Origin of the sequence: Legionella sp., from assembly GCF_049790535.1 — a bacterium.
Taxonomy (GTDB): domain Bacteria; phylum Pseudomonadota; class Gammaproteobacteria; order Legionellales; family Legionellaceae; genus Legionella.
Genome location: NZ_JBAQZB010000131.1, coordinates 18,385 through 37,240, shown reverse-complemented (window position 1 = coordinate 37,240; position 18,856 = coordinate 18,385). Strand labels below are relative to the sequence as shown.

Sequence of the window (18,856 nt, the reverse complement as noted above, 5' to 3'; positions counted from 1 at the left end):
GCTTACCAACAGTACCGTTTGTTAATTGATTGTATTAGATATTTATAAAATCAACACAATGTAGCTTATTTCAGTACCTTGAAACGAAATTTATTATTTAGCTTACTTGGATTTTCCAGGTTTTAGATATTAAAAATTCTCTATAATTTATGTTCGAATTGACATTCCTAAGAGTTATCAACAATACTTTATATTATGGAATTTAGCCCTAAATTAATTTAAGGTGAGCCTCATGAATGAAATAGACATTTTAAAATTATTTTATGATGAAATGAGAGTCCGTGGTGTTACTCGGGATCAGGTGTTTTTAACTATTGAAGACGAAGCAGCATCGATGTTATCGCAAAAACTTCATACTCCTATTTCAGTTGAAATGGCGCAAAAATTAACTGACGTTTGCATTGCAAATGAATGGTTGGAGCGTACCACTGCAGATCCTAATTATAAATATTTATCGTTAACTGAAGCTGGCTTGCAAGTGATCTTAGCTAATGAATACCGCTAAATTATTCAAAGATGCCAATCAAAGGTGTAAACATTAAGCAAAAGTCGGTAAAATAAAGCACGTATTTTTTTTGTGGTCGCTATGCCTAAACGAACTGACATTAAATCCATACTGATACTTGGTGCAGGTCCCATTGTCATTGGGCAAGCCTGTGAATTTGATTATTCTGGTACTCAAGCCGTACGAGCGCTGAAAGAGGAAGGATATCGCGTTATATTAGTCAATTCCAATCCCGCAACCATTATGACAGACCCCGAACTTGCGGATGCAACTTATATCGAACCGGTTTCCTGGAAAGAAGTGGCTTCTATTATAGAAATTGAACGTCCTGATGCCTTATTACCTACCATGGGTGGTCAAACAGCCTTAAATTGTGCTTTAGATTTGGTACGTGAGGGTGTTTTAGCACGCTATTCAGTAGAAATGATTGGTGCTACCCGTGAGGCCATTGATAAGGCAGAAGATCGTGAAAAATTTCGTCAATTAATGATAAAAATTGGTTTGGATATGCCTCGTTCTGCCATCGCACACAGTATGGAAGAAGCGATTCAAGTACAGGCACAATTGGGATATCCTGCAATTATTCGTCCATCATTCACCATGGGTGGCAGTGGCGGTGGCATTGCTTATAATCGAGAAGAGTTTGAAGAAATTTGTACTCGCGGTTTGGAATTATCTCCTACTCATGAATTATTAATTGATGAATCAGTGCTTGGTTGGAAAGAATTTGAAATGGAGGTAGTACGGGATACAAATGATAATTGCATTGTTGTCTGTACTATTGAAAATTTTGATCCCATGGGTGTTCATACGGGTGATTCAATTACCGTAGCGCCTGCACAAACTTTAACAGATAAAGAATACCAACGGATGCGTGATGCGGCAATTAAGGTTTTAAGAGCTGTTGGTGTAGATAGTGGTGGTTCTAATGTACAATTTGCCATCAATCCTGAAGATGGGCGTATGCTGGTTGTAGAAATGAACCCAAGAGTATCGCGCAGCTCTGCTTTGGCTTCTAAGGCAACTGGTTTTCCAATTGCGAAAATCGCAGCGAAATTGTCTGTTGGTTATACACTTGACGAGCTTAAAAATGAAATTACTGGAGGTAGAACTCCGGCATCCTTTGAGCCAAGCATTGATTATGTAGTGACCAAAATACCACGTTTTAACTTTGATAAATTTCCACAAACTTCCAACATTTTAACTACCCAGATGAAATCTGTTGGAGAAGTAATGGCTATTGGCTCCAATTTTCAAGAGTCTTTACAAAAAGCGATTCGTAGTTTGGAAATTGGACGTTGTGGTTTAAATTCTTTATTTAAAAAAGGGGAGCTAGCCCAATTAAGAGGCCATTTGCGTGAACCTACTCCCGATAGGCTTTGGTATATTGCAGATGCATTTCGTCAGCATATCTCGCTGGAAGAAATTCATTTGGAAAGCCGTATTGATCCCTGGTTTCTGGCACAAATCGAAGAATTAGTGCTTATGGAGCGTTCAGTATTAGGCTTAGCAATTGAAGAACTCGATAAGACACTATTACATTCACTAAAGCGGCACGGTTTTGCAGATGCTTATTTAGCGCAATTATTCTCTTGTGCTGAGGAGGATATACGTCATCATCGTAAAAAGTTAGGTATTCTTCCCGTATATAAACGCATTGATTCGTGTGCTGGTGAATTTCCCAGTGATACTGCTTATATGTATTCTTGTTATGAGCGTAGTTGTGAAGCACGACCTGAAAGTGGTAAGAAAAAAATTATGATTCTAGGCGGTGGCCCGAACCGCATTGGTCAAGGAATCGAATTTGATTATTGTTGCGTGCATGCTGCTATGGCCTTAAGAGAAGCAGGTTGCCAAACGATTATGGTAAATTGTAATCCAGAAACTGTTTCAACTGATTTCGATACTTCAGATCGCCTATATTTTGAACCAGTAACGCTTGAAGATGTTTTAGCAATTGTTGATATAGAAAAACCTGATGGCATCATTGTCCATTATGGTGGTCAAACGCCATTAAAATTAGCATATTCTTTAGAAGCTAATGGTGTCAAAATAATTGGTACCTCTCCAGATGCAATTGATATGGCTGAAAACCGAGATCGTTTTCAAAGGATGATTACTGAATTAGGTTTGCATCAACCCGAAAATGGCACTGTACGTAGTGAAGAAGAAGCCATTATCTTAGCTAATAAAATTGGTTATCCCTTAGTAGTCAGACCTTCATATGTTCTAGGTGGTCGCGCTATGGAGATAGTGTATCAAGAAGAAGATTTACGTTATTATCTAGCCCATGCGGTAGCTGTCTCACATGATTCTCCTGTGTTATTGGATAAATTTTTGAATGATGCGATTGAAGTAGATATTGATGCGATTTGCGATGGCAAAGAAGTGTTGATTGGTGCGGTAATGGAACATATTGAACAAGCAGGAATTCATTCAGGTGATTCAGCTTGTACACTGCCTCCTTTTAGTTTAAGCGTGGTAGTGCAACAAGATTTGATGGAACAAATGCGCCAAATGGCATTGAAATTAGGTGTCGTTGGTTTGATTAATGCACAATTTGCCATTCAGGCAGATGATATTTATGTGCTGGAAGTAAATCCACGCGCTTCGAGAACAGTTCCTTTTGTTTCAAAGGCTACGGGTTTGCCTTTAGCAAAAATAGCTGCTCGTTGCATGTTAGGTATTAGTCTTAAAGATCAGGGTTTGAGCCAAAACCATCATCATATGCCAGCATTTTACTCAATTAAATTACCAGTTTTCCCATTTATTAAGTTTTCTGGAGTGGATTCCATTTTGGGCCCTGAGATGAAATCCACTGGAGAAGTCATGGGTATTGCCAGACGTTTTGGACAAGCCTATGCTAAAGCACAATTAGGTGCAAGTTGTAACATTGTTAGGCGACGACGTGCTTTTATTTCAGTGCGTAATGCCGATAAAACTCGAGTAGGTGAGATTGCAAAACGCTTAATTGAATTAGGTTTTGAAATCATTGCAACTCGAGGTACTGCCCTAGCATTACAAGCAGCAGGCGTTGAATGTCGCAGAGTATTAAAGGTAGGTGAAGGACGTCCTCATGTTTTGGATTTAATCAAAAATAATGAAATTGATTTTATTGTAAACACCACTGAAGGTAAGCAAGCGATTGCCGATTCTTTTGCAATTAGACGCAATGCATTACAACACAAGGTTAGCTATACTACAACCTTATCAGGTGGTGAAGCAGCATGTCTTGCTATGAAATATGAAGACAGAGAAACTGTAACTCGGTTACAGGATTTACATTAACTAATTGATATCTTGGTATGAGGTTTGGGTTTCCGCTTACAAGAAGAGGGCTAGGAAAGAGTTTTAATACCAGGGCATTATATTTAGAGGTAGATATGAATAAACATCCCATGACAATTGAAGGTGCGCAAGCACTAAAAGAAGAATTACACCATTTAAAATTTGTCAATAGGCCTCGTATTGTTGAAGCTATTGCCACAGCACGTGCGCATGGTGACTTAAAAGAAAATGCGGAATATCATGCCGCTCGTGAACAACAAAGTTTCAATGAAGGTAGAGTTCAAGAACTGGAAGCAAAATTATCGAATGCGCAAGTTATTGATATCAGTAAACTCCCTAATAACGGCAAAGTGGTTTTTGGTTCTACCGTCACTGTGTGTCATCTGGCAACCGATGCGGAAATCACTTACAAAATTGTTGGTGAAGATGAAGCAGATATCAAACTACAAAAAATTTCATACAGCTCACCAATTGGCCGCGCTTTAATTGGTAAAGAATTGGATGATACAGTCACCGTAAATACTCCTGGTGGTTTGGTTGATTACGAAATTATTGAAGTACAGTATATTTAATAAAAATATATTTTTCTTTTATTTAAGGCCATGAATAATTAAATGTTCTACATGAATTTAAACTCTATAGAAAAAAAATATTTAAAGACATAAAACTCTTTACAGCGACAATTAATTACCATAATATTTTTTTGTGGTAATTGATTGTCAAAAATTAATAACTTTTAATATGTTATTGAGTATTCTAATGTAAAGCAAATAAAGTAATTATTTGGTTCTATACCTCTGGAATGTGGTTATCGCGACTTCTCTTTGAGACAGAACGAATTTAAAAAACAATTGATTAATGCGCTAAGATTGGACAGTATGTAAGCCTAGGAAGTCCTATGCGAAATTTACCTGTTTTTATATAAGGAATAGAAAATGATAAAAAGGATGGTGATTAAAACGGGGGTTGCCCTGTTATTAATGTTCTGTCAAACTGTGTTTGCTGAAAGTGGCTTATTGTTTAACGTCACTGCCACCGGTGTACCAGCCAATGTTGATATTACCCTCTGTTTAAATGGTAAAGGGCCTATATCCTGTCAAAATTATACTGTTTCAGCATTAAATTTAAGCATCCTTGCGGTACCCAATCATTTTTATTCCTCTGCCGGAATTAAAATTAATACCCCCGGCTATGCCATAACCAACCTAGGAGTTGCATGCACTCCGATTCCCAATGGCTATTGTTTATTTCCAGTGCGTCCTACCGTAGCTAAGAGCATCGTCCTTCAGAGCACGAGCGTTCCTGCCGCACCTACTAATGTAGTCGCCACTGTAGGCAACGCTCAGGTAACAGTTACCTGGAGCCCTGTTATTAATGGCAGTGCACCAATTACCGGCTATATAGTAACTTCAAGCCCCGGTGGACTCACCTGTGCTACAACGGGTGCGTTAACATGTACTGTTACTGGCTTAACGAACGGCGTAAGCTATACCTTCATGGTCACAGCTACCAATGCAACGGGCACGGATCCTGCTTCAGCCCCCTCTAATGCGGTAACCCCTTTTGCAAGCTTTGTTGCTGGTGGTGCAAATGGGATTGTCTACTTTTCATCAACTAATGGAACGACCTGGGCTCCAACTGCAGGGCTTGATGGAAGTTCTGTGAATGCTGTATTTGCTAGTCCAACTGCACTTTATGCAGGTACTGCAAATGGTAATGTATATTATTCAAATAATGAAGGAATTCTGTGGCAAGCAACCCTACCACCTGATCTAACTTCAGTGCAAAGTATTTACGTTACCTCTACTACGCTTTATGCAGGTACTGCCGCAGGTAATGTGTACTCTTTATCTTTAGCTAATCCTGGTGGTAATTGGACCCTTATCGGTTCTCCAGATAGTTCGTCGGTTAATAGTCTTTATGTAGTCTCTGCTAATGACTTATACGCTGGTACTGCAAATGGGTTTGTGTACTACTCAAGCAATGCTGCGATTAGTTGGACTGAGATTAATGGCAAACCGGATGGAAGCGCTATCCGTAGCGTTTATCTCGCCAATGGTCTATTGTATGTAGGAACTGCAAATGAATTGGTATACAGCAGCGCTTCCTTAATGGGTGGCGGTTCTTGGGGAACAGCAATTGCCCAGCAAGTCTATAGCCTTTTCGTCCCTGCCAGTGCCAGTATGATGTATGTGGGAACTCAAGGAGGCTTTGTGTTTGCTTTACCTAATGAAAATGAGCTTGCTTTTATAACCTACACTCTGATAAATAGTCTGTATTTAGCAAGCTGATATAGTGAGGGGATGTTAATTGTTCTAACTAGGGTAGTGTATTGCAACAGATCGTAGATTCACTAAAGTGCCATTTCTCACACACTAAAATAAAAAAAACCGTTTCATTTAACTAATGAAATGGCGTCAGTAAGTTCTGATTACTGATTAGAATTACAGTTTTTTTGCTTTTGTAGTGACGGGACTAGGTAACGGCAGTTTTAATTGCCCTTTTTCATTCATGCTGCAAACAAAGAATTAATACAACAAGAGGACATGTGATTTGATGGATTCCCGCCTAGCGCGGGAACGAGTTGCTTTTTAAATTACCCCATTAAGCTTAAGATTTTTTAGCTTCTTCAACCAGACTGAGCATTGCTTTTTCAAGAATTTGAAAAGATTTTTGCATGTAATCTAATGCCTTATGGCCATTCTCAACTACTAAATTAATTTGCTTTTCCAACAAATCTTCAGGTTTTTTTATAGTAGCAAGTTCTTCTGGTTTCATATAAGTTACATTTTGTAGCGCTTTAACATTCAAATCGGCTAGGGCTTGAAAAGGCACTTGTAACTTCTGAGCCAAATTGCTCCATTTATCAAAATTAGGCTGGTTCATGATGTTCTCCAAGTTATGTTGCACTGCACAATTTAATAATAGTATATCTATATTAATTTTGTCAATGAGTTAAAACACTTTTTTTGCAATGCAGCATAAAAAAATTTCCTTTACGACTTAAAAAAATTCTGCCACTGTTGCATTATGTTCTGCAATTGTTGATTCCAAGTTTCAGTTGCCTTAGCATAAGGATTATTTTGTAATGGCTTTTCCATAACTTGAAACATTTGTTCCATCATAGTTTTCAATGAAGAATGCATGGGATGATTCGCTAAAGAAATTATTTGTCGCAAAATATCAGCGGATAAAAATTGTGTGGCACCTGCTTCCATTTCAACAATTATTTGCAACAAAATCGAATTAGTCAGGTCTTTTCCATTTAGAGAGTCTTCCACTTTAAATTTAACACCATCCACTACGTAATGCTGTAATTGCTCAAGGGTAATGTATTGACTTGTTTCAGTATCATAAAGCCTACGATTTTTATATTTTTTTATTAAACGACTCATCTAATTCTCCCATGAATATTAATATAATTTTGCAAAGTGGCAAGTGCTTAAGCTACAACAACCAAAGTTTAATTTAATCAAAACTTCCCCTATTAAGAGAGAAGATAAAATCTGGGTCGGTAGAGTAAGAACCATTAAAATATGTTGATAGGATAACAACAGTAACACTAGTACATGTGAAGACCGCCATTAATACTTAGGTTAGCGCCTGTGATATAGCTACTTTTTTCGTTTACCAAAAACTCAACAGCCCAAGCAATTTCTTTGGGATCTGCCAAGCGCTTTGCCGGAATCTGAGCAACAATCGATTTGAGAATATCAGGTCGTATTCCTTTCATTAAATGAGTATCCACATAACCAGGAGATAAACTATTCACAGTAATATTCTTACTCATTAATTCTTGCGCCAAGCTTTTCGTAAAACCGTAAACGCCTGCTTTAGAAGCAGCATAATTTGCTTGGGAAAACTGTCCCTTTTGAGCATTTACAGAAGAAATATTCACAATTCTTCCAAATTCATGTTCTCTCATATTATCCACCACTTGACGAGTCACATTAAACATACCGTCAAGATTCACACGCAATACTTCATCCCATTGCTTCTTAGTCATTTTAGTAAACACTGCATCACGGGTAATACCTGCATTATTAACTAAGACATCAACATTACCACAGTCCTTAATGATTGAATAAATAACGTGTTCACATTCATCATAATTAGTTACATCCATATGACGAAAAGATATATTATTATACCCCTCTTGCCTCACTTTACTTTCCCATGCTTTACCTTCTTCTACGGGAACTAAATCAAGCGCAAATACATTTTTTGATGAAGCATTTAATTGTTTGGCAATTGCAGTACCAATATCTCCTGTACCGCCGGTAATTAAAACCAGGTTGTAATTATGCATAAAATTCTCTTTTAGTTAGTTTTTTGAGTAGAGGTTGGCAGAATTCGCAAAACGTCCAAATTTTGGAAATTAGTCCTGTTACATATATTGACCGCCATTAATATCTAAATTCGCTCCAGTAATAAATCCACTGTTTTCCGAAACCAAAAAAGCAACTGCATCAGCAATTTCTTTTGGTGTACCCAATCGTCCTATAGGAATATTTGCGATAATTGCATCTAATGTTTCTTTTTTAAGTGCAGCAAGCATGGAAGTGTCTATATATCCTGGAGAAATAGTATTAACAGTAATTCCTCTAGTCGCTACCTCTAAAGCTAGACTTTTAGTAAAACCAAATAATGCGGCTTTAGTAGAAGCATAGTTGCATTGACCAAACTGTCCTTTGCGTCCGTTAATTGAAGAAATGCTGACGATACGACCATAACCTTTATCCAGCATATGGGGAATTATATTGCGAGTGATATTAAAAACACTGGTCAGATTAGCATCAAGAACTTGCTGCCAATGGTGGGGAGACATTTTTCTTAAACTGCAATCGTGAGTAATACCAGCATTATTGACTAACACGTCAATATAACCATAACGCTCTAAAATTAGAGCAGTTAGTTTTTCACAATCAGTAAATTGAACCATATCAGCATAAATGATATCCATATCAAAGCCGAGTTTTTTTTGTTCTTCTTGCCACTGTTTTGCTTCTTCATGATTTCCATGTTTAAAGTAACAGGCTATAACTTGAAAATCTGCAGCTAAACGCTGACAAATTGCTGATCCGATTCCCCCAGTTCCACCTGTAACTATTGCTACTCTTTTCGTCATGAATAACTCCCTGTTATTAATGAAATTAAGAAGAATCAAAAGCAGTTGACAATTAATTAAATTTAAATTGTCTGATAAACTGGTACATATCCTTTTAATTGCTGCGCAAACTGTTTAAGTACTTCAAGACCAGACTCTTCAGCATGGCGACACCATTGCTGTAATGCCTCGATTAATTCTTTTTGTGAAGCTGCTGTTTTCATCCAAACATTTTGTAATGATTGTTTATATGCGTAAACAACACGTAATTGTTCACGAGCTTCTAATAAAGTATACAAACGCATTTTAGCATGTGATGTTAATAAAGAATCTTCGCGTCGTAATAAACTTCCAGCTCTAGTAAACAGTTTTTTAATTTCCTTAGCATCAGAGGTTTTATTTTTTTCTTGTTTCAATATAGGTCTTATCACATTTTTATAGTAATTCGACATTACTTGGAACCGATTAGAAATTACTGCTTTCACGGTATCCAAATCTACATTTAATTTACCTTCATCAACAGCCAACTTGGGAGGAAGTTTTTTTACCTTTGCCAATCCGAAAAATGAGAGAATACGAATGTACAACCAACCAATATCAAACTCCCACCACTTAACAGAAAACTTTGCAGAAGAGGCAAAAGTATGGTGGTTATTATGCAACTCTTCACCCCCAATCCAAAATCCCCAAGGAAAAATATTAGTTGCTGCGTCGCGACATTCATAATTTCTGTAGCCCCAATGATGACCAATTCCATTAACTACACCAGCAGCATGTACGGGAATCCACATCATTTGAATAGCCCACATCGTTATTCCAGGAACACCAAACAAGAATAGATCAATGAAAAGCATTAACAAAATACCTTTGGAAGAATGAGAAGAATAAACTTTTCGCTCTATCCAATCTGTCGGTGTACCATGAGAATACTTCGCTACCATTTCTCTGTCTTTACGTGCATCTCGATAGAGTTCAGCACCTTCCCAAAATACTTTTTTAATTCCTAAGACTACAGGGCTATGAGGATCACCTTCAACATCAGTGGTAGCGTGATGTTTTCGATGAATAGCCACCCAATCTGCTGTAACCATTCCGGTAGTTAACCACAGCCAGAAACGAAAAAAATGGCTTATAATAGGATGTAAAATTAATGCTCTGTGAGTTTGATAGCGGTGAAGGTACAGCGTTACCGCGGCTATAGTAATTTGCGTTAAAATTAATCCTGCAAGAATGTATCCCCAAAGAGATAGGTTTAAATAGCCAAAAACCATAATAACTCCACGTCAAATGCACTATTAAGAAATGCCGTTCCTAAGCTGGATTCTCCCTCTAAAACTTTAAGTACTTTTATATCGAAGTAATTATAACACATTTCTAAACATTGCAACATATTACAATGTAGTCGATAATGAGAAATTAAAGTTCAAGTTTGGAAATGCCATGAACACTAAATTACAACCATCAAAGATCTTTGAAACCTTAGTTCCATTTATCATTGCAGGAATTGCTATCGCCCTTTTTATCGGTCTATTGTTTATGTTTTCCTATGTTGTAATTTGGGGATTAATGATCGGCGGTGTGCTCTGGCTGCTCTCTTTAGTTAAAGGACTTCTCTTCCCAAATTCTAAAAATTCTGTAATAACTAAGAAGGCTCCTGGCCGAATCATTGAACACGACGATAAAAAATAATGCCTGAATTACCTGAAGTTGAAACAACGAAACAAGGAATTAAACCTCATTTGGAAGGACAAATTATTCAAGAAATTACCGTACGTAATTTTAATTTTAGAATACCTGTAGCGAATAATATTGCTGAACTCTGCTTCGGTAAAAAAATTGTTGCTCTAACTCGCCGAGCAAAATACATTCTGATTCAGCTTTCACAAGGACATCTTCTAATACATTTAGGAATGTCAGGACATTTGCGCATCGCTCCTAAGCACAGCATTCCGCAAAAACACGATCATATTACTTTAACCCTGTCTAATGATCAGCTACTACAATTTTATGATCCCAGACGTTTCGGAATGTTCATTTATATCGATGACAACCCACACCAACACCCATTACTAGCTCATTTAGGTCCGGAACCACTTTCTGAAGAATTTAGTGGTGACTACTTCTACCACAGAGCAAAAAATAAAAATAAACCCATCAAATCATTCATCATGGATAATAAAGTTGTGGTCGGTATTGGGAATATATACGCTACGGAAAGTCTGTTTCTGGCCAAAATCCACCCAAACAAACCGACAAAAAATATCTCTAAAGAACAGTGTCATATTTTGACAACTCATATTAAAGAGGTACTTAAACAGGCAATTCAAAGCGGTGGCACTACGCTACGTGATTTTTATGCTTGTGATGGCAAACCAGGTTATTTTAGTAATTCGCTTAGAATGTACGGTCGCAAAAATCAACCCTGTTTCCAATGCCAACATCCCATTGCGAGCATGGTCATTGGTGGACGCAGTTCGTCTTTTTGTCCTGAGTGTCAAAAATAATAACACTATAAATTTTAATAGTGCAAAATAATCTTTTGCTATCTGGGCAATGAAGCTGACTTAAGCTATATTAATCACTAATATAACTGACCTTAACGATAATGAAATTAAATAAACTCAGAACCGCATGGATCATTAGCGTGTTATTTTTTTATACTGCGATAAGTAGTATGCGCTGTATCTGCAAATATTATTTTAGTACCCTCACCAGAGCATGGACAGATAAAGTAATTCATCATTGGGTTGATCAATTACTTAATAAAGTAAAAGTAGAATATACTTTGGTGAACCCTCATAACATACACCCGGAAGCAGGAAAAGCTACTATTTTGATGTGCAATCATTCCAGCGCCTACGATATTCCTTTAAGCTTTAAAGCATTTCCTAATTGTTCCATTCGGATGTTAGCAAAAAAGGAACTATCTAAAATCCCTCTATTTGGTAAGGGAATGGCGGCAGCAGAATTTCCCTTTATAGATCGCAAGCAACGATATCAGGCAATGAAAGACCTCACGTACGTAAAAGAATTAATGGAAAGCGGCATTATTATATGGGTTGCTCCTGAAGGTACTCGTTCCAAAGATGGAAAATTAGCCCCATTTAAAAAAGGTGCTTTTGTTACCGCAATTGAAGCAAATGCAATCATTATTCCTATTGGGATTAGAGGTGCTCAGAATATTCTTCCTGCCCGCACCTTTTCTATTCATTTGAATCAAAAAGCAGAAATACATGTTGGCAAACCCATCGATGCCTCCCAATTTTCCCTGAAAGATAAAAGTCAACTGATTGAACGCACCTACCAGGCGATAAAAGACTTAATCGGGGAATAAGTTAAAAAATTGAATGATTGATCAGACTAATTAACCCCTCTAGCTCAAAATGAGTACGTTAATACTTCACGCCATAACCACCCTTATTAACCACTACTGAAGTGGACAAGCCAATAGCTCTAGGATCCGAAGCAGCAGTTAAAATGTTTGTCTCTTTATCCCAAGTAATGGCCTGCATATCCCCATAATACTGGGCTAAGGGCATTAATTGGTAGCCCATATTCTTTAATGCCTCTTGAATTTGTGACGAAAAAGTATCAGGCTCAAATTGCACTACATCAGGTATAAACTGATGGTGAAAACGCATTGCAGATACCATGCTAATGGCGCCAAAATCATCATGAAAAATTAACGATGCAATGAGAACCATGGTAGCAATTCGACTTCCACCTGGTGTGCCTAAAATTGCGACGCGCCCTGGTGACTCAAGGAAGGTTGGCGTCATTGTTGATACTGGTCTTTTACCCGCAGCAATTGTATTTTTATCCATACCTACAATGCCAAAAACATTTTCTTCACCTACTTTTGCAGTAAAATCATCCATTTCATCATTAAGCAAAACACCCGTTCCTGGGGCAACCACACTGGAACCAAAAATATAATTAATAGTCATTGTGGCAGCGACACGATTTCCTTCAGCATCCATGATGGAAATGTGTGTAGTATTCGTAACTTTAGCTGGCTTGTTGAAGGGTCCTTGCAACACTTTACTAGAAATGGCTTTATTTTCAGGAATTAAAGCATTTAATTGTTTTGCATTTTCTGAAGAAACTAATTTTTCTACAGGAACCTCTACGAAATCTGGATCCCCTAAGAATTCTTCATACTGCCAATAAGCCAAACGCATTGACTCCACTAAATAATGAATCCATTGTACTTTGGAAAATGATGATAAAGGATAATGAGATAAAATATTTAACATAGTTAATAAGGCAACCCCACCTGCAGAAGGTGGCGGAGCAGTAATGATCAACATGTTATGATATGCCCCTACTAAAGGCTCTCTGAGCTTAACTTGATACTGAACTAAATCAGCAAGTGTCCATTTTCCTCCCGCTGCATTAATACCTTGAACCAATTTTTGAGCAACTTGTCCACTATAAAAACCCTCTTGCCCTTTCTCAGCAAGCAACTTTAAGGTTTTGGCCAAATCAGTTTGCACCAACCGTTCCCCAATTTGATACGGTCGCCCATTTTTTAGAAAAAGTGCCGCAGTAGCCGGATATTTTTTAATTTGCTCTTGCCGATCGGGTCTATTTAAAAAACGGTTAAACTGATTATCAATTAAAAACCCTTCCTGTGCTAAATGAATTGCTGGCGCAAGTGTTTTGGATAAGGGTAAACACCCATAATGTTGAGCGATGTAGACAAGCGCCGCGGGTTGACCAGGAATCGCTGCAGCTAAACCACCATTTAATGACAAACCAGGAATAATTTTACCATTAGCATCTAAATACATCTCTTTTTTAGCTGCTAATGGGGCAGTCTCTCTTGCATCAACGAAAATATTTTTGTGATCATTTTCCAGATGTAATAGCCAAAAACTACCCCCCCCCAATCCTGAATGATAAGGCTCCACAACAGCCAGTACTGCAGCAGCTGCTACGCTGGCATCAAAAGCATTTCCGCCTTGTGCTAACATTTCTAAGGCGGCATTAGTTGCTAAAGGATTTGCCGTAGCCACTGCATAACCAGGAGGACGGCTGTTTTGTTGTTTGGCAATCACTGATGTACCCAGAAGTAAACAACTGATGGCAAAAGTAACTCTCAAAAAATGGATACGCATTCTACTATATAGCTCCTTTACGCTGATGCTTCTTTTCTAACTCTTTGACCACACACAAAGGCACAAACTGAGAAATATCACCATTTAAACAAGCAATTTCTCGCACCAAAGTAGAAGAAACAAACATTAAACTTTCTGAAGGGGTTAAAAATATAGTTTCTGCTTGTTTATATAATTTTCGATTCATTCCTGCTAATTGAAACTCGTATTCAAAATCTGAAACAGCACGCAAACCCCGTAAAATAACTTCAGCATTATGTTCTTGCACCAAATCAATTAATAAATTATCAAATCCAATAATTGTCACTCCAGATAAATGACCAACTGCTTCTTCTAGAAATCGAATTCTGGTTTCCAACGGGAAAAAAGGATGCTTTGCTTTATTACTCGCCACAGCCACAATAAGTTCCGGAAAAATTTTTATCGCGCGAACTATAATATCCACATGACCGTTAGTCACCGGATCAAAGGTTCCTGGATATATTGCTTTTAATTTCATGTTAGTTTAAATAAGACTGGTTGCATAGATGAACAGTCTAGCGTATTGTTAATTAAAAGTAACTACTTAATCGGAATGTAAAAATATCTTGGGAAACAGCCCAGATTTGCGTGGAAATATACCCACTTTTTGATATTGAGTGGGTAGTTACAATTAAAAAACTAGAATAAGGGACTGAGGCAAACATGAATAATTTAAAACGTTTCATTATAATTCCGATTTACTTATTGACAGCTTGTGCTCCACCAAAACCCTTAATGGAAACACAACAAGTCCCAACACTTAATCAACCTCCCACACTTAATAAAGTAATTTCAGTAAAACAACGTAAGGAAAAAACCAACACGATTACTTCCTGGGAAATTAGTGGCGCTTTGGCAGCCAAAAATAAATCTAAAGGCTGGTCTGCATCGATGAATTGGGTACAAAATGGTCCAGAAGCATACCACATTCGTCTAATAGGTCCATTAGGCGCAGGCACTGTTCTTATTAATAAACACGGCAATACAATTACCTTCCAGGATGGACCTAAAAAAATTAGTTCCAGCAATGCCGACGAATTATTACTCCAACAAACTGGAATCCGACTGCCTGTAAACAATCTTTTTTATTGGATTAGAGGCTTACCTGCCCCATCTAAAGTAAGTTCAGAACAACGCGATCAATACAACCATTTGGTTCAATTAAGACAAAATGGCTATACCATTACCTTTGGAAATTACACTTCAGTTAAAGGAGTGGACCTTCCCAAAATAATTCGCCTTGATGGAAATGGGGTAATGGTTAAAGTTATAATCAAAAATTGGTCGGTTTAGAAATACTTTTTTGCTAAACTGTAAGTAAACCACTAGCTTCCTGGATAAGATTTACAAACAAGAAAATGGTGGTTTATAACTTACGATAAAAATTAAAAAAATTTAGTGCTTCAAAGTTGACATAGACTCAAAAGCGCTGCAAAATACGCATCACATCTGGCAGGGATGAAAGATTTTATTAACTTACGGAAGTTTTTTTAGAATCTGCAACTATAGGGGTGTCGCCAAGCGGTAAGGCACAGGGTTTTGATCCCTGCATACCTAGGTTCGAATCCTAGCACCCCTGCCATTTTCTTGTTGATTCACACGTAAACAGACAGCAGAAGATAACTTGGAAGGATGCATTTTAATTTAATGCTCGAATAATAATAATATCTTTTTGGCTGTCTTCTGCTATGTGTTTAAGTTAAATGATGACCCTAAATCTAAGGCTTTTTACGCATGTCCACAATGATGATATTCACCGGTAACGCCAACCCGGACTTAGCACAAAAAATTTCCGCTCATTTACAACTGCCCATAGGTCAAGCGACTGTTGGAACCTTCAGTGATGGTGAAACTATGGTTGAGATTTTAGAAAATGTCCGCGGTAGAGACGTTTTTGTCATCCAATCCACCTGTGCTCCATCAAATAATAATCTGATGGAACTTTTAGCCATGGCAGATGCTTTAAGAAGATCCTCGGCAGCTCGTATCACAGCAGTTGTTCCTTACTTTGGTTATGCCCGACAGGACAGACGCGTACGTTCAGCACGTGTGCCTATTACCGCAAAAATTGTTGCAGATATGATGGCATCTGTTGGTATCTGCCGTGTTCTAACTGTAGACTTGCATGCGGATCAGATTCAAGGCTTCTTTTACATGCCTGTTGACAACGTCTACTCCACACCCATATTGTTAGAAGACATCACCAAAAAGAACTTGAAAGATATAATGGTGGTCTCCCCTGATGTTGGGGGCGTTGTGAGAGCCCGTGCGGTTGCGAAACGAATTGAACATGCTGAATTAGCTATTATTGATAAACGACGAAGTGGGCCTAATAAATCCGAAGTAATGCACATCATTGGCGAACCTGCAAATAAAAACTGCATTATTATTGATGACATTGTGGATACAGCAGGTACTCTTTGTTCTGCAGCTCATGAACTTAAGAAAAGTGGAGCTCAAAGCGTCAGGGCTTACATTACCCATCCCGTTTTGTCAGGTCCAGCGGTGAGCAATATTAAAAATTCAGGGCTTGATGAAGTAGTAATTACTGATACCATTCCTTTATCGGATGAAGGGCGTGCATGCAAAAAGATCCGTGTAGTTAGCCTATCTGATATGCTGGCACAAGCAATTAAGCGCGTAAATATTGAAGAATCTGTTAGTTCTATGTTTGCAGAGCAATAGGCTTTAAACTTTTAAAAAAGGAGCCTAGGCTCCTTTTAATCAATCGTATACATTCGAGGTGAATAATTACTAATCACGTGTACCCACATATTTATCATCAAAATAACGTCTTAACTTAGTTCTTAATGTTCCACGACTGATTCCCAGCATAATTGCAGCTCGAGACTGATTGTACTTACAGTGTTCCATTACTGCACGAAAGAGAGGTGTCTCAATTTCTTCAAGTACAAACTGGTATAAGTCAACAGGATCAGTTCCCTTAAGCTCTGAAAAATATTTTTGTACTGAATGTGTTACGCTCTCGGCTAGTGAAGCGGTACTATCCCCTACTTCATTACTGATTGTTGTCATTATTATTAGCTCCTCCTTTTAAAAACAATATATTACCGAATCAAACAGTGTGAGACAAGGGTAGAACTGAAAAAACTATGTTAAGAATCAACATATAACCATCGTATCACCAGTGTTTCCGGGTTCCAAAATCCCTTTAAATTCCAATGTAAGATATACTGTAACAGTTTATCTCTTTGAAAAGTAGATGGTTTTTAGAATTTCAACATTGCAGAATCAAACGGCTTTCCATTAACAATAAACTTTCCTTGCTCCAAAGTAACTTCGATTAAATAATTAGTTCCTAATACTGTAATCAACCCTGTTTGCTGTAACGCACTCAATTGCTTTTCTGTTTGTATCGATGCAATTTGGTCAACTGTAAGTGTTGGCTGATTTTCCGACGTTGAAACAATTTGATTACCCTGTAATTGCTGTGCCAGGGTTTGTTGTAAATCAGGCTGTTTTGCAATTTGCTGAATTACAGATTGTCGCATCAATTCTTTCACAGCAGCTGCAGGAACTTTCAACTTAGCTTTACCATTAATCTTTTGCATTAATTCAAATGGATTTATATTCTCCCCTTTAGGCAATGAAACAAAAAGAGAACCTTCAACTTCACCCTGCGGGATTGTAAAGCTGAGTTTAGAAATTTCAAACTCTGCACCTTTGCTAAATAATCTGGCTAACTCTGGAAGCAATGCAATCAAGGCTTGTTGGCGTTGTACGTCCGTTCCATTTTGCATGGCAGCTGCTTGTTGATTTATTTTAACTAAAACATCAGCATCAAGATTTCTTAGCGACATTACCAACTCACCCGGACCATAATTTTGTGCGTTAGCAAATATTGATTTCATAGTAAGGGCAAAGTTACTATTAAAAAGATGTTGTTCAATATCACTGTCTGATTTCACTATCAAATCAATAATCTCAAATATCTTTTGACCTTTCACTGCAATATTAAAAGATGGCAGTTTAAAGTTTGCATCACCCAAATACAATCCAGATAAAGTTTCATGCAAATCATAATCTGTCGAAGCTTTACTTATATCAGCTGTGGAGTCATCTTTTGCAATATGTATGTCATCAAGATCTACAGTTCCACTAATTTTTTTCATTCCCGGCGACATCGTAGTCGTCATATTCATACCTGACCAATCAAAACGAGAATTACTTTCTTTGCCATATAAATGAAATGCGGGCACGTGGGAGTTAATTGTACTGTAATTAGAATAATTTACGAAAACGCTTAAATCCAATTGTGGTTTAATCGATTCTTTTGTAAATGTTGAGTCAAATTGAGCATCATATTGGTGTGGAAATGGAAACACTGACTCCGCATAACCCATCCCGAAACGCATGTGATCATTAATAAAAATAACCGGGCCGTGATGAATAATAAGTGGTGTTCCCAAGGTATAATCTTGCGCAGAAATTGTTTGCACTGTCCCATTTGTCTCAGTGACAACACGTTGAGGAATATGGAGCTGCCACTCAATTTCAGCCGTAGAGCTAAATAATCCTCGATTGTAGTTTTTTATTTTGGCGTGCAACCCATTCGATTGGTCCATTACCTCCATATTCTTTCTGATTGTTCTCTCAGTAAGAACTCCCATACCATAATACCCGCCTAAAACTAAAGCGGCCAGGATAATCACTAATCCTGCCAATTTTTTCATTATGTTCTCCACGTTAATAATTCGCTTGTAGCAAAATTGCAGAGTAAAGTATACCAGCAAATAACCTGAAAGTGCGATAACTCCATGGCTTTAAAAACCAAATAAATCAGGGTCAAAACAT

The 18,856-nt window shown here is 37.7% G+C and carries 18 protein-coding genes and 1 tRNA gene; 10 read left to right on the top strand and 9 right to left on the bottom strand.

All coding sequences use genetic code 11. The features are described from left to right. The first annotated feature begins 232 nt into the window (after positions 1 to 232). The 4 genes from WA877_RS08585 to WA877_RS08570 all read left to right on the top strand — a co-directional run bounded on the left by WA877_RS08585 (position 233) and on the right by WA877_RS08570 (position 6,084). Positions 233 to 505: a hypothetical protein gene (locus WA877_RS08585; RefSeq protein ID WP_425170504.1), complete on the top strand. Its 273-nt coding sequence runs from the start codon at positions 233 to 235 to the stop codon at positions 503 to 505. A gap of 81 nt (positions 506 to 586) precedes the next feature. Further along, complete coding sequence (gene carB, locus WA877_RS08580) at positions 587 to 3,793, top strand: carbamoyl-phosphate synthase large subunit (RefSeq protein ID WP_425170503.1); 3,207 nt, start codon at positions 587 to 589, stop codon at positions 3,791 to 3,793. A 95-nt stretch (positions 3,794 to 3,888) separates the two neighbouring features. After that, a complete protein-coding gene (gene greA, locus WA877_RS08575) occupies positions 3,889 to 4,365 on the top strand; it encodes a transcription elongation factor GreA (RefSeq protein WP_425170502.1) in 477 nt (158 codons plus the stop codon). A gap of 363 nt (positions 4,366 to 4,728) precedes the next feature. Then, entirely contained in the window at positions 4,729 to 6,084 is a 1,356-nt protein-coding gene (locus tag WA877_RS08570; RefSeq protein ID WP_425170501.1) for a fibronectin type III domain-containing protein, read from the top strand. 319 nt (positions 6,085 to 6,403) lie between these two features. Here WA877_RS08570 and WA877_RS08565 read toward each other — a convergent pair whose 3' ends face one another. The 5 genes from WA877_RS08565 to WA877_RS08545 form a co-directional block, all read right to left on the bottom strand. Continuing rightward, a complete protein-coding gene (locus tag WA877_RS08565) occupies positions 6,404 to 6,679 on the bottom strand; it encodes a phasin family protein (protein WP_425170500.1) in 276 nt (91 codons plus the stop codon). A gap of 110 nt (positions 6,680 to 6,789) precedes the next feature. After that, positions 6,790 to 7,188, bottom strand: a complete 399-nt coding sequence (locus WA877_RS08560; protein WP_425170499.1) for a polyhydroxyalkanoate synthesis regulator DNA-binding domain-containing protein — start codon at positions 7,186 to 7,188, stop codon at positions 6,790 to 6,792. Between the two features lie 167 nt (positions 7,189 to 7,355). Next, a complete protein-coding gene (phbB, locus tag WA877_RS08555; protein WP_425170498.1) occupies positions 7,356 to 8,102 on the bottom strand; it encodes an acetoacetyl-CoA reductase in 747 nt (248 codons plus the stop codon). Between the two features lie 78 nt (positions 8,103 to 8,180). After that, complete coding sequence (gene phbB, locus WA877_RS08550) at positions 8,181 to 8,921, bottom strand: acetoacetyl-CoA reductase (protein ID WP_425170497.1); 741 nt, start codon at positions 8,919 to 8,921, stop codon at positions 8,181 to 8,183. Positions 8,922 to 8,983: 62 nt separating this feature from the next. Next, on the bottom strand, positions 8,984 to 10,171 hold the full coding sequence (locus WA877_RS08545) for a DesA family fatty acid desaturase (protein ID WP_425170496.1): 1,188 nt from the start codon (positions 10,169 to 10,171) through the stop codon (positions 8,984 to 8,986). Between the two features lie 169 nt (positions 10,172 to 10,340). On the opposite strand from WA877_RS08545, the gene WA877_RS08540 reads away from it, so the two are divergent. The 3 genes from WA877_RS08540 to WA877_RS08530 all read left to right on the top strand — a co-directional run bounded on the left by WA877_RS08540 (position 10,341) and on the right by WA877_RS08530 (position 12,234). Beyond that, a complete protein-coding gene (locus WA877_RS08540; RefSeq protein WP_425170495.1) occupies positions 10,341 to 10,589 on the top strand; it encodes a hypothetical protein in 249 nt (82 codons plus the stop codon). Further along, positions 10,589 to 11,404 carry a bifunctional DNA-formamidopyrimidine glycosylase/DNA-(apurinic or apyrimidinic site) lyase gene (mutM, locus tag WA877_RS08535; RefSeq protein WP_425170494.1) on the top strand — a complete coding sequence of 272 codons (816 nt, stop codon included), beginning with the start codon at positions 10,589 to 10,591 and terminating at the stop codon, positions 11,402 to 11,404. Before WA877_RS08540 ends, mutM begins: the two co-directional genes overlap by 1 nt. A gap of 101 nt (positions 11,405 to 11,505) precedes the next feature. Beyond that, positions 11,506 to 12,234, top strand: a complete 729-nt coding sequence (locus tag WA877_RS08530) for a lysophospholipid acyltransferase family protein (protein ID WP_425170493.1) — start codon at positions 11,506 to 11,508, stop codon at positions 12,232 to 12,234. A 58-nt stretch (positions 12,235 to 12,292) separates the two neighbouring features. On the opposite strand, the gene ggt is transcribed toward WA877_RS08530, so the two are convergent. Beyond that, the gene (ggt, locus tag WA877_RS08525; protein WP_425170492.1) at positions 12,293 to 14,020 is read right to left on the bottom strand and encodes a gamma-glutamyltransferase; all 1,728 of its coding nucleotides are present in this window, start codon (positions 14,018 to 14,020) and stop codon (positions 12,293 to 12,295) included. Positions 14,021 to 14,024: 4 nt separating this feature from the next. Further along, positions 14,025 to 14,519 (bottom strand): pantetheine-phosphate adenylyltransferase, encoded by a 495-nt coding sequence (gene coaD / locus WA877_RS08520; protein WP_425170491.1) that lies wholly within the window; start codon positions 14,517 to 14,519, stop codon positions 14,025 to 14,027. Between the two features lie 185 nt (positions 14,520 to 14,704). Here coaD and lolB point away from each other — a divergent pair, with 185 nt between their 5' ends. The 3 genes from lolB (at position 14,705) to WA877_RS08505 (ending at position 16,726) form a co-directional block, all read left to right on the top strand. Further along, positions 14,705 to 15,334: a lipoprotein insertase outer membrane protein LolB gene (gene lolB / locus WA877_RS08515; RefSeq protein WP_425170490.1), complete on the top strand. Its 630-nt coding sequence runs from the start codon at positions 14,705 to 14,707 to the stop codon at positions 15,332 to 15,334. A 214-nt stretch (positions 15,335 to 15,548) separates the two neighbouring features. Then, positions 15,549 to 15,623 (top strand) — tRNA-Gln (locus WA877_RS08510). A 152-nt stretch (positions 15,624 to 15,775) separates the two neighbouring features. Further along, positions 15,776 to 16,726, top strand: a complete 951-nt coding sequence (locus WA877_RS08505) for a ribose-phosphate pyrophosphokinase (protein ID WP_425170489.1) — start codon at positions 15,776 to 15,778, stop codon at positions 16,724 to 16,726. Between the two features lie 69 nt (positions 16,727 to 16,795). Here WA877_RS08505 and WA877_RS08500 read toward each other — a convergent pair whose 3' ends face one another. Further along, on the bottom strand, positions 16,796 to 17,077 hold the full coding sequence (locus WA877_RS08500) for a helix-turn-helix domain-containing protein (protein WP_425170488.1): 282 nt from the start codon (positions 17,075 to 17,077) through the stop codon (positions 16,796 to 16,798). Between the two features lie 194 nt (positions 17,078 to 17,271). After that, on the bottom strand, positions 17,272 to 18,735 hold the full coding sequence (locus WA877_RS08495) for a YdgA family protein (protein ID WP_425170487.1): 1,464 nt from the start codon (positions 18,733 to 18,735) through the stop codon (positions 17,272 to 17,274). Positions 18,736 to 18,856: the final 121 nt, after the last annotated feature.